General features: G+C 40.1%; 7 protein-coding genes and 1 pseudogene. 6 read left to right on the top strand and 2 right to left on the bottom strand.

The features are described 5' to 3' along the window. Position 1 precedes the first annotated feature (1 nt). A complete protein-coding gene (locus AC6IZ0_RS13985; RefSeq protein ID WP_497723467.1) occupies positions 2 to 2,581 on the top strand; it encodes a hypothetical protein in 2,580 nt (859 codons plus the stop codon). Positions 2,582 to 3,041: 460 nt separating this feature from the next. Beyond that, on the top strand, positions 3,042 to 4,727 hold the full coding sequence (locus tag AC6IZ0_RS13980; RefSeq protein WP_497723466.1) for a hybrid sensor histidine kinase/response regulator: 1,686 nt from the start codon (positions 3,042 to 3,044) through the stop codon (positions 4,725 to 4,727). Here AC6IZ0_RS13980 and bchH read toward each other — a convergent pair. Next, positions 4,724 to 8,413, bottom strand: a complete 3,690-nt coding sequence (bchH, locus tag AC6IZ0_RS13975) for a magnesium chelatase subunit H (RefSeq protein WP_497723464.1) — start codon at positions 8,411 to 8,413, stop codon at positions 4,724 to 4,726. The genes AC6IZ0_RS13980 and bchH overlap by 4 nt on opposite strands. Positions 8,414 to 9,285: 872 nt before the next feature. Here bchH and AC6IZ0_RS13970 point away from each other — a divergent pair. Both AC6IZ0_RS13970 and AC6IZ0_RS13965 read left to right on the top strand, forming a co-directional pair. Then, positions 9,286 to 9,997 (top strand): annotated as a pseudogene (locus AC6IZ0_RS13970) (LabA-like NYN domain-containing protein). Positions 9,998 to 10,439: 442 nt separating this feature from the next. Continuing rightward, positions 10,440 to 10,724, top strand: coding sequence for a hypothetical protein (locus AC6IZ0_RS13965; protein WP_271734803.1), 285 nt, complete (start codon positions 10,440 to 10,442; stop codon positions 10,722 to 10,724). Between the two features lie 195 nt (positions 10,725 to 10,919). Here AC6IZ0_RS13965 and AC6IZ0_RS13960 read toward each other — a convergent pair whose 3' ends face one another. Then, the gene (locus AC6IZ0_RS13960; protein WP_497723463.1) at positions 10,920 to 11,417 is read right to left on the bottom strand and encodes an ureidoglycolate lyase; all 498 of its coding nucleotides are present in this window, start codon (positions 11,415 to 11,417) and stop codon (positions 10,920 to 10,922) included. A gap of 72 nt (positions 11,418 to 11,489) precedes the next feature. Between AC6IZ0_RS13960 and holA the strand changes: the two genes are divergently transcribed. Both holA and AC6IZ0_RS13950 read left to right on the top strand, forming a co-directional pair. Beyond that, a complete protein-coding gene (holA, locus tag AC6IZ0_RS13955; protein WP_497723462.1) occupies positions 11,490 to 12,494 on the top strand; it encodes a DNA polymerase III subunit delta in 1,005 nt (334 codons plus the stop codon). A 196-nt stretch (positions 12,495 to 12,690) separates the two neighbouring features. Beyond that, on the top strand, positions 12,691 to 13,179 hold the full coding sequence (locus AC6IZ0_RS13950; protein WP_271734807.1) for a DUF4168 domain-containing protein: 489 nt from the start codon (positions 12,691 to 12,693) through the stop codon (positions 13,177 to 13,179). Positions 13,180 to 13,240 lie beyond the last annotated feature (61 nt).

Here is a 13,240-nt window from a genome sequence, read left to right as displayed (position 1 = left end):
GGTGATTTTTCATCCTCAAGATTATCATGGTCAAAATATCAATTCCTTCTCGACACCAGAAGGAAAACTAGACCCTAACAACCAGAATCTAGCTGATTTAGAAAACCATACACCAACATTAATCACCCATCAGGAATTTAGTCCGATTATCTTTTCATCCTCATATCACCAGGCGAAATCACGTCATAATTCTCAATCAACTTTAGTAATAAATAACTTACCAGCTGATATCATCCGAACTTTGCTGACTAATTTACATCAACAGTCACATAGCAAATACCAGTTAGAAATTTTACCTCTTGCTATATCTGTAAATAATCGTCTAGTAGTACAAAGTACCTTAGTCCGGGGTTATGAAGATGGTCTTAATCCAGTAGACTTAGAGAATTGGCAAATACCCTATGAAGTAGTTTTACAAGCTCTAGACATTCAAACCTCTCAACTACCAGATGGTCAATTAGAACTGCGATCGGCTCATTTTATCCTGCGAATCAACCCCAAAGAACTTACTCTAGACCCAGAATTGGGACGAGTGATCAAAATTAAAGATATACAAGAATTATTTGATGTCGTAGTCAAATTTGACATTAACAGTTATACATTGCTCATTCAAGCTCCCTGGTTAGATCAAACACCTTCTCAAATAACCAGGAAAAAACCCGAAATAATCATATTAGATGGGTTACCAAAAGTCAAAAGTCCACTATTTAGCTTTAGTCATCTTTTACACGATATACAGTTCAATAGTTCTCATAACCATACCATTCAAAGTTCAGCTAGTTTTCAAGCCATTGGTACAGCTTTTCAGGGAGGATGGAGCTTAGGAGTTCAACAAGGAAATATACTAGAAAACCCAAAATTCCAAATTAATTCCTTTCAATGGGTTAATTCAGATGCACACCAAGACTACATTGTAGGACAGCAACAAACATTGTGGCCCAGGACATTCTTTCAGCAATACTGGGGAGTGTCATTAGTCCAGCGCCATGGTTACACCTTGTCACCTACCCAAAGCACTAATATAGAGCAACGCAACCAAGCTGCTGACGTTAAACGTACCATTCAGGGAAAAGCCGAACCCGGAACTTTTGTCGTCCTCCGTCCCCAGAGTGACACTAAAAATATCTTAGGTGAAATATTAGTAGATGAAACTGGTATTTATCGCTTTCCTGATGTCAGTAGTGGGGTGTTTGTGATTGAAAAATATCCCCGAGGAAGATTAACAGCACAACCCCAAGTTAAAGTAATTAATTTAGCTTTTACACCAGGACAATTATCTTCTGGGACAAGTTCCTCTGTATTTTCTGCTGGTTGGTTATATCAACCCCCATTCCCCCAAACTTCCGAAATTATCGGCAATTTTTCTAATTTTCAAGCTGGAATAAAAAAAAAGTGGGGAGTTTCCGAAAGTCTCACATTAGGAATAGGTGCATTTTATCATGGCAATATTAATGCTATTGGTGAGCTATTTTTTCATCCTCAAAATGTCCCTTTAAGTGTTTATTTGAGTGCGAATACCCAAGACAGAATCAAATATCCCTCAAATCGTGGCAGCAATATTTATACCCGCATTAAATATCGCATTTCTAACAACACACAAATCAACTTAAATGGAGATTTATACTCACAGACATTAAATTTTAACCATCAATTAAATTTGAATCAAAGTACAACTATGCAGTTGTTTAGCAACATTCAAAATACAGGAACTGGTAGTTTACAAATTAGTTTGCGCCAAAATGATGATAATTTCAATACACAGATATCATTAGACAAAAATCAGAACTTAAATTTTAATAATACCTTGAATTTAGCCAAAGCATATAAAAACTTTATTTTTACCTTCCGTACTAATTTATCGGGAATAGATGCTGAAATTAAATACAATTTACCAAAAGCTAATACTGGGGTGGCGACTAATCAAATCGCATTGAGATATCAAGGTTATCAAAAAAACTATGATATTTTGACAAATCCCATTCCCCAATTTCCAAGAAATTTCTTAGAATTATCTTGGCAATATGCTCAGAAAAATGGATTACAGTGGCGAATAGGAGCCGGTCTGAGTAACGATGGCTCAGGGATAAATGCTACATTGTCTATACCGATGCTTTCAGGATTAAACCTGTCTGCACGATACCAATCAATATCTCAATTTTCCCATGGGTCTTCCTTTCAAATTCAAATTAATAGTAGCTTTAACCTCCAACAAGGTTTCAGAACTATTAACCAGAAATTGGCTACACAAGGGTTATTTATTCAACCCTTCCTTGATAAAAACAGTAATCACAAACTAGACCAAGGAGATGAGATAATTACTGAGGACTTAGAAGAACTCTTATTGATTAATCATCAAAGCATTAGTCAATATCAATCGGAGTGGGAACATGATGGTATTCGTATATCCTTACCACCCGGTAATTATCGCCTCGATTTAAATACTACCGGTTTTCCCCCACAGGCGCAAACATTAGTTCCTTCCTATGCGATCGAAATTGCTCCCGGTAGTTTTACCACTCTTCCTATTCCATTTAGTCTAACTCATCCCGTTGAGAGTATAGTAAATTACATAAAAAACTAGCCCATTACTCGATCATATATAGAACAGTCATCCGGTTCACTTTTAATTGGCATAACATGGGCTGAAAACAGACAAGTTTGCCTCAGTCTCCCTGGTAAATGGCATTAGGTCAAGATGTTAGCAATAAATCCTATGAATTACCTCTGAAATATCACAATTATCCTATTTTATCGACTTTAAATAAATTAAGTCAGTTGCTATCAAATCCGGGTTAACTATAGGTTAAACTGTGTTTATGGGGGCTATTATATGTCAAGTGCATATTAACTATTAAATGGGTGGTTCTGATGTCTGTGGCTTGTATACAACCTCACGTAAATCTATCCTTACGAAATCGAGGCAATATTATAGCTGTTATGCCCTGGCTGCGGTGTCCTCATGAGTTAATTAACACAGATGTCGGAGTACTTGTGGGAAGGGAAAGTTTATAAGTCCCGTTAAATTCAGGGAATTTAACATAATGCACAACCAAGAAAGTTATGAGTTGAGCAGTGATGCTGCGATCGCCATCAATAAAAATTTATGCATAAATGACCGCCACAATAAAGTGAATAATTCCTCCAATTTAAGTTTCGAGACCTTGGCAGACGCTGTCCCACAAATTGTTTGGACTTCCCGTCCAGATGGCTGGTTAGACTATTATAACCAACGCTGGGTTGAGTATACAGGTATGAATTGGGAGGAAAGTCAAGGTTGGGGCTGGCAATCTGTACTGCATCCCGAAGATGTGCAAATGTGCCTAGATACTTGGCGTGAATGTCTTCGTACAGGTCAAAAATATCAGGTAGAATACCGTTTGCTTCGTGCTAGTGATGGGGAATATCGCTGGCACTCAGGGCGAGCTTTTCCTTTACGTAATCACAAAGGAGAAATTATCAAGTGGTTTGGTTCTTCTACTGATATTGATGACCACAAACGCGCCGAAGCAGAACTGTGGAAAGCCTTGGAACAGCAACAAGCAGCCCGCGCAGCAGCTGAAAAGGCGAACCGCATTAAAGATGAGTTTCTTGCAGTCCTTTCTCATGAATTGCGCACCCCACTTAATCCCATTCTCGGTTGGGTGCAGCTATTGAAAACTAACAAACTAGATCAGGCTAAGACTGCTCAAGCTATAGAAATTATTGAACGCAATGCTAAATTACAGGTGGAATTGATTGAAGATTTACTGGATGTATCTCGCATTCTTCAGGGAAAACTAACTTTAAATGTTTCTAAAATCAATCTAGCCAAGACTGTTTCCGCCGCTTTAGACAGTATTAATTTGGCAGCTTCTGCGAAAGAAATTAGCATTAATACTATGTTAGACGAAAATGTAGGAGAAGTTACCGGTGACTCGGCTCGCTTACAACAAATTGTTTGGAATCTTTTGTCTAATGCTGTCAAGTTCACTTCTCCGGGGGGGAAAGTGGAAGTACGCCTGGAAGAATCTAATTGTATGGCTCAAATCCAAGTCAGTGATACAGGCAAAGGTATTAGCCCTGATTTTTTACCATACATATTTGATTACTTTCGTCAAGAGGATAGTTCAATTACCAGAAAATTTGGGGGACTAGGCTTAGGACTGGCAATTGTGCGGCAGTTAGTAGAGTTACATGGCGGTACTGTTGAGGCTAATAGTTTAGGTGAAGGGCACGGAGCCGCTTTTAGTGTGAAACTACCTTTGTGTAGATGTGTAGTGACTGAAGATAAATCATCCCGGCCAGAGATATCAACAGAGAATATACTGCAAACAGGAACTTTGGATTTAAATGGCATTAAAATCTTAGTTGTGGATGATAATCCTGATTCCCTTGATTTTATCACTTTTGTGCTGAAAATGTATGGCGGGAAAGTGACCAAAGTAGCATCAGCCTGGGAAGCATTGCAAATGCTCCTCAAGTCCCAGCCAGATATTTTAGTCAGCGATATTGGTATGCCTTATATGGATGGGTATGAATTATTACGAAAAGTTCGAGGATTACCCTCACAAATGGGAGGGAGAATTCCCGCGATCGCCTTAACGGCTTTTGCCGCTGAGTTTGACCAACAACAGGCTATTTCCGCAGGTTTTCAAATCCACATACCTAAACCAGTACAACCAGAAACTTTAGCAGCCGCAGTTGTTCAATTAGTTAAGCAGCATTCGACCACAGATGAACATAGTTAAACCGTCACACCTTCCAATTGTTCCTCTGTTAACTCATATAACTGACGCAACTTACCGATTTTATCTGCATCCGCTTGCCATAAACCCCGCCCATGTGCCTCAATCATTCTGCTTAAAATATTCCGAAAAGCTTCAGGATTAGCCCGGCGTAACTTCTCCGCCATTTCAGCATCTAAAGCATAAGTATCTGCTGCTTGGTCATATACCCAGTCATCTTGGAAATCAGCAGTACCACCCCAGCCAATTAACGCCGTCATCCGTTGGGAAATTTCAAATGCACCCCCAGAACCTTGATTAGCCATGGCTTGCGCCCATTTGGGATTGACTAACTTGCTGCGGTACTCCATACGGAGTAAATCATCTAAATTCCGGGGGGTACTGTCCTTAGAAAAACTTTCCACAAAGCTGGTAGTCACCTTTTTACCCCGTTGCTTTTCTGCTGCCTTTTTTAAACCGCCAGTATTAGCGTAATATTCTTGAATATCGGTTAAACCATATTCCACAGAATCAATTTCTTGAACAATGCGATCGCTAGTTTTCAATAAAGTATTTAAAACCTCTGGTCTAGCCTGACCCTTATCTTGTCTACCATAACTAAACACATTGCGACCTTCCCAAGTCTTACCCAACTCCTCCCCAGATTCCCAATTACCATCAACCACCTGATCATTGACTAAAGAACCAAAATCACCAGCGGGATTAGAAAACAATCTTGCAGAACTATTCTCTACCCCTTGGGCCTGCAAAGCCAAAGCGTGCTTTCTAATAAAATTCTGCTCTTCGGGTTCATCAGCATCAGCCGCCCGTTGAAACAAATCATCTAATAATTCAATAATATTGACAAAACTATCCCGAAAAATCCCCGATAAATTCCCCAAAATATCAATGCGCGGATGTCCCACCTCAGCTAAGGGCTTTAACTGATAACGGACAATACGCCCAGTCCCCTCCTTCACAGGTTCCGCCCCCACCAACTCCAAAAGAATACCCAGAGACTCACCCTTAGTTTTAATCGCATCCAAACCCCATAACATCACCGCCACCGTTTCCGGATAAGTTTTATGTTCCGCCAAATGCTGGGCAATAATTTTCCCCCCAATTTCCCGCCCCCGAGCATAAGCAGCAGGAGAAGGCATTCTATAAGGGTCTAAAGCATGAATATTTCTGCCCGTAGGTAACACCCCCGCACCATCCCGCAGTAAATCACCCCCGGGCGCGGGTAAAATGTACTCTCCATTCAACCCCCTTAACAAACTCCTCAACTCATCAGTAGACTGCATCAACAAGTCAGTAACTAACTCCTCCTCCTGTGGGTGTTCTGTGCTTCCCTGGGGTTCCTTGCCAAAATAAGCCTCTAAATATCCCGCCAACTCCTCCTGATTCGGCGGTTCCCCCAAAATATGCAGCCCAGAAGAAAACAGACGATTCTCCAACACCTGGAGATATTCATACAACTTCAGCAAATAATCATCAAAGGCGTGAGCGCTAAACATCCTCACATTCTCAGGACTAAAAGCAATTCCCAAACGTTGAGCATCAGTAAACGGACAATCAGCATCCAAACCAGTATCAACAATCTGCTTACAAATCACCTCCTTCAAAGCATAATTTTTCTGGGGGTCTTCTCGATACTCCGCAATTAAATCTCGCAAAGATAACAACTCTTTATACAAACCAGCGCGACCGTAGGGAGGGACATTGTGAGAAATTAACACCCCATAACCCCGACGCTTGGCCAAAATCGACTCAGAAGGATTATTGGCGGCATATATATATAGATTAGGTAAATCTCCCAATAAAATATCCGGCCAAGAATAACCAGTATTACCCAGGGGGGATCCAGGCAACCATTCTACTGTCCCATGCATCCCAAAGTGAACCACAGCATCAGCCGCAAAATCATTTTGTAGCCATTTATAGAAAGCCGCATATTGGGGATGGGGAGTTAAATCCCGTTCAAACATTAACCGCATCGGGTCGCCTTGTATACCCAAAGGCGGCTGTACACCAATCCAAATATTACCTAACTGTATACCGCCAATATGTAATTCTTCCCCATAGGTTTTAATTCCAGTTCCCCGTAGAGACTTCCATTGTTTTTCAATGCGGGAAGTCAGCAGATACCCCAACCATCTTTCTAGTTTACGGACATGAACAGTATTAGCAGAGGAGGGAAAAGGCTGATTTTTTTGCCAGGTTTCCATTTCTTCATCTGCTGCTTTCACCTGACGAATTAATTCTTCCCCATCCTCGGGGATATCCCGAACATCATAACCTTGGTCTTTGAGGGCGTGGAGAAACTTAACTAGACTGCGGGGAACATTCAATAAAGCCGCAGTCCCCACAGCCCCATAACCAGGGGGAAATCCATATAAAATAATCGCTATTTTACGTTGAGATGGCAATTTCTGCCGCAAGGAAACCCAATTTTTAACTCTACCAATTAACCGTTGTACTCGTTCTGGCACCAGATAAATTTGTTCACCCACTAACCCCCCCAGGGGAATAGTATCTATTGCCCCATCTAGTTCAGGTAAAGCATATAACACTACACTTTGCAGTCCGCCGATTCCCTGACGTGTCCAGGAGTGAATATCTTGAATCAGCAGGGGTGCTGCTACTATATAAGGTACATTTTTCGCTGTCAGGATGCGTTTAGCTACTTCCACCTGGCGGCCTGCTTCCATTGAACCGGCCGGACCGCCTACTAAGGGAAAGCCAATGGTAGAGACAATTGCATCTACCTGGACTGCTTGATCTGACAGGGAGTAAGTTTCTATATTTCCTTGTTTTCGTTGCTGGGCTTCATGGTCGGTGGTCATCCAATCCCTTACCGCTACGTGTCCTTCTACACCGTTGATAAAAATGGGTAAGGGAATTAAACCCCCTTGCTCAAAACGGTGAATGAGTTGGGGAATGTATGGTTGTTGCGTAATTACGTGTTTACGGTAAAGCAGAATACCTACTATAGGTGTGGTTGTGTGGCTATGTTCCCCGCTTTTTGATGATGTCTGTCTCTGAAGATACCACTTTAAATATTCCCGGGGAGATGTGAAAAATCCCTCATATTCAGGATGCAGTAACCCCATATTCGGGGTTTCCTGTGGTGGGGGAATGTCGCCAACCTTTAAATTTAAATATTTTTCTGCTAGTATCCAGAATAGGGCAGCAACGTTTTCAGAACCGCCAGCGTTCCAATATCCATAGATAATTAACCAGTTGCGTAAGTCTTGAACTTTCTTTACTGGAATGAATTTCAGCAGTTTAGGACCGATTTTTAAGAAGCTAATATACCCAGCAAGTTTGTCTTCTTCCCTTCCGTTGCTGAATTTGTCCAGGATGAATTTAACTGGTTTTGGCATTCCTTTGGGTTCGCCGCCAATGGTAAAGTTACCCAACTGGGTTAAACTCATTAGCTCTAAGGCTGACTCGAATACCAGACGGATGGGAATTTGGTTAATGCGCGATCGCAGCCACAAAACCTGATCATAATCAAATAGTAAGCTGCCGAAAAACACATCCGCCCCATCCAGTGCTGCTTCTACTTCCCCTGGGTCACTGGTAATATTGCGATCGCTAAACACCCGAATATCCAGAGCACACCGTGATTTAGCCAACTCAGCCGCCTTCTTGTACAAGTCAGCATTAAACGATTCAAATCCAGCAATCAAAACAATACGTTTCATGCCAAAGCTAGTAAAGATACCTTTACTGATGATCTTAAACGTAGTTTCGGTTTCATGACCCATTCCCCAAAATGAATTTGGTCATCTACCAGTAGACATAGGGTTATGGCGATCGAAAATAATTCGGCAATTTGGCATATTTTCTTACTTAAGATTTAATATGATTAAATTCTCGAATATCGTTGTGTGACAATACCGACTTGCAGAATCCCTCAGTTAACTACTGGGGGTATTTTTTCATTTTAACTCCCCCCGATGTCATACAGCAGATTATAGGTAGTTATGGTGTAAGTATTATGGGTAGGCATCGTTTTACCTTAAATAAATCAAATTAGCCATATAAGTGGAAAATAGGCAATTCCATTATTCTGCTTAAATTGAAAAATTAAGCAATAACTAATATCTAGTTTTGATAACTTCAACTCAAACATTAAGAGTAAATATCACTAGAGGAATATACAAAGATTGCCTTAATGTGGAATTTTTTCATAGAGATGTACAATAAGAATAACTGCCAAAGGTTCAAGCTTACTTCTACCATTACAGGAAGCGGGTTTCACCCAAGTTATTGTCTCCTGTAGTCAACCTATATGCATTAGTAGTAAGTCATGAAAAACATACCTGTAGGCACTGGAAAAATTGCGTAAAACCTGCGTTAACCAGATTGAATCACTGCTCTGGGCTTTACATTTGGGAATCTCTACAATTAGGACAATTTGAGTTGATTTGCAACTAGTCCCCCCTTGGTAACATCAAAAAACTTTGATTTCGGGATTTAAACTGTTGCAAATGGTAGCTCTATTTACGCCATGAAACCAGACTATTGACAAATTACCCCCAAGCGTTGCCAAATTTAAAATCTAGAGGAGTCAATGACTAGCACCAATTTTACCAAAGCAGAAAAGCCCCACAAACGACCACAGGAAGAACCTGATTTACCCAGAAAAAACTTAATAAAAAATAGTGCCAAAAATGAACATTCCCCAAAAATAGAGCAATTACCTGATGGTTCCTCATTAAATATTCAAAATCGTGGTCGAGTAGCTATTTTCATTGATGGCGTCAGTCTATTTCAAACAGCTTTGCAATTGAGTATGGAAATCGACTATCTCAAATTGCTGTGTTATTTAACTGGGGGTTCGCGCTTGTTGCGAGCTTTCTTTTACACTGCTATCGATACCTCAAGACTAGGTTCTACACGTTCACGCCCTAACGAAAAGCAACAAGGTTTTCTTTTTTGGATGCGTCGAAATGGTTATCGTGTGGTTACCAAAGAAGTACAACTGGACAGACCATACAAAAAAACACAACTTGAATGTAGAAATTGCTGTGGATATGATTACTTTAGCTCCTTACTATGATACAGCTATCTTAGTTAGTGGAGACGGAGATTTAGCCTATGCGGTCAATGCAGTTACCGCTACAGGTTCTCGCGTTGAATTGGTTAGTTTGCGAACCATGACCAGCGATAATTTAATTGATGTTGCTGACGAATTTATTGACCTCGATAGGATGAAACAATACATTCAAAAAGATTCCCATCTCGGCTATAGTTATCGCATGCTTTCTAATTCCAAGCTGTAAATCTCCATGGCTCATTGAGCTAAGACAATGATTACTGCCTACCTACTAACTAATACCAGAAAGTAGAATGGCAAAATCGGGAATTACTCTGCGTATTTTTTTTGATTATTTATACATTTGTCACAGGATTTCTATGACTGATACATTCTTTTTGTATAGTTGGTTACCGGGGGTTACACCCCTGTGACAACTCGTTCCAGAATGAATTAATGTAAATTGGTCTAACTGAAAATTAGTCATAATTGCCACCCACTAATTTTTAGCTGAAATTAACCATAAATACTGTTTGCTTCTCAGGGGTAATATTATCTATCTCACTAAAAAATATTAGTGCGGTATCAGAAGGAAGAAGATCGAAGTTACATATATCTGTATTTTGGGAAATCCAATCATATAATAGTTGTATTCACTTGAGTGGTACTAATCATAAGGAGTGTGAAACATGAATCAGATCCAAGTAACATTACTATTAAGTTATTTCCTGATGAGCTGCTATTTCTTCACCAATTGGCTAAGATTTTCTCTGCGTCATCCAACTTCTACCCCCGAAGAGAAATTTTTATCTTTTGTGATGTTTCTAGTCACAACGATTTTATGGCCTGTAGTTATCATCATGAACCTGTGGCAAATTTTCAATAAACGAAAACTGGAACTGAGCAATGTCATTCCTGTGATTTTCGCGATGTTTGCCTTCAGTCTTTCATACTATTTAACTTATTGGTATTAACGCGGTTTCTGTTATCAAAATTTATTCCGCTGATTCCCTTCTAATTTTGAGCAGTTCAACGATACACCCCTGCATGCTATAAGGCGGCAATTCCATATATAAAAGTTAAATAATATCTCAGCACAACCCGGTAACTGCTATTGGTTATAAATCAACACAGAATACCAACATTATTCAGGGTGTATACTATCTGAATTATATCACCATTTCAAATTCTAACTGATGACTCTCGAATAAATCATGAGTGAAATGATCCACTACATTAGTATCAGCCAGTTCTAAGTTATAAAAATCTACAACTTCATGTGTAAAATAGGGTCCCGCGTGCCAAGTACCCTCGTTTAATTTGATAAAGCAATTTCCCGGTATACGGAAAGCAGCCATCTGGGCTAATACTGGTTGATTTAAATGATTATGAGGAGGACAAACAGCCATTAACCAGTCCTTTCCTCCTAAAGAACCTAAACATTGGGTACATTGTAAATGACGAGTAATTTTATCAAACTTACAACCCCGATTTTCTAGCCTCATAATATAAAATCGCGGTGTCCCATTCTGTAAGTTTAATTGCGCATCTTTCCCATCAAAATTCTTACCATCTTCACTAGGGAAAATTACCTGACCATAAGACCGAAAATTTTCTGGTGTTATCCATTGCGCCGGTAATTGTTGCACTGTTTTTGATGTAATCATAAATCTGACTGCTTATCTTAGAATATTATTTTTTCTGTCCACTTATATCAGCATCTGATCTGAGGTGAACTTATGCCAATCTATGTATATTGGGGTGAAGATGATTTCGCCATGGAAAAGGCAGTGGCGACATTGCGCGATCGCATCCTTGATCCCCTGTGGGTAAGTTTTAACTATACAATCCTATCACCAGATCAACCCGATGCAGCAATTGCTGGTTTAAATCAAGTGATGACACCAGCCTTTGGTGCTGGTGGAAGGTTGGTGTGGCTAGTCAATAGCACACTCTGTCAGCATTGCCCAGAGAACATTCTAGCAGAACTAACGCGAACTTTGTCAGTCATTCCCGATAACTCCTGGTTATTACTCACCAGTCGCAACAAACCAGATGAACGCATCAAATCCACTAAATTACTCAAAAAATGCGCTAGTGAATTTCGAGAATTTTCCCTCATCCCACCTTGGAAAACAGAATTGCTGGTACAGTCCGTCAATCAAGTGGCTGAAACTGTGGGGGTGAAACTAACTTCCCGCGGTGCGGAACTTTTAGCTGAGGCTGTAGGTAATGATACACGCTTGCTGTATAATGAAATGGAAAAACTGCGACTTTATACAACTAATACCACTAAGCCTCTAGACATAGATACCATTACGCAATTAGTCAGAAATACTACCCAAAATAGTTTACAATTAGCAGCAGCAATTAGAATGGGAGATACACCCAAAGCCTTGAGCATTTTGTCCGATCTGATCAATGCTGCGGAACCGGGACTACGGATAGTTGCTACTCTCATAGGTCAATTCCGTACCTGGTTATTAGTAAAGATAGCCATGGACAGCGGAGAACGTAACCCCCAAGCGATCGCCCAAGTAGCCGAAATTAACAACCCTAAACGCATTTACTTCTTACAGCAAGAAGTCAAATTACTTTCTCTAGAGCAACTCATCTGTTGCTTACCACTACTACTACAATTAGAAGTAAGTCTCAAGCAAGGATCCCCTGAAGTATCTGCACTACAGACAAAAGTTATAGAAATTTGTCAAGTATGCCAAGTTCGTAGACACTCCCAAGGCTAGAAGCGCTTGGGATTCTTGATTCATTCAGCCCACTTATTTAGAGGAGTTTCCCCACCCAAACAGAGGTTGTTCTGGTAAAGATTAAAGATCAAAAAGATAAAAATTTTATTCACAGGCAGTTTTGTTGGAACTTCTAACTCCTAAAATAATTCAAAGCTATTAACTATTCCTATTATACTTGTGTGTCATAGACTTTATGAAACCAACCCCTAATTTATTTTGTCACACTAGTCTGCAACATATGCTCTCCCAGATTCTATGTTTAGGCATTCTCACCACTGCTAGTTTCATCACTAGCGCTCTTACCTTCAGTTACCAAGCCGATGGTCAAACACCACCTGTAAACAATTCCGTTAATAATACTGAGATTACCAACTACGCCCAAGCTATTTTGGCAATGGAAACACCCCGACAACAGGCTTTTGATGAAATTAAAAAACTAATTGGGGGTGGAGAAATGCCCAGAATCTTTTGTAACGACCCCAAGAGTATGCAAGAGTTACCACGCCAGGCTCAAAATATCGCTGTAACTTACTGTAATAATTCTCAGAAAATAGTCGAAAATAATGGACTCAGTATTGATCAATTCAACAAAATCACTATGGAGCTACAAAGTAACAATGAGTTAAAACGAGAAGTTTATAATACGTTGATTCGCTTGCAAAAAACTCCGGAATCTCCATAGGTGACAACCTCTAAGAGTGAGTTGTCAGGTTGCTGTTTCAGCTAAAAACCGCCCCTTTTAG

The organism is Anabaenopsis sp. NIES-4685, assembly GCF_059725405.1.
Note: the sequence above shows the minus strand (reverse complement) of the source record. Positions and strands in the feature narration are given on the sequence as shown.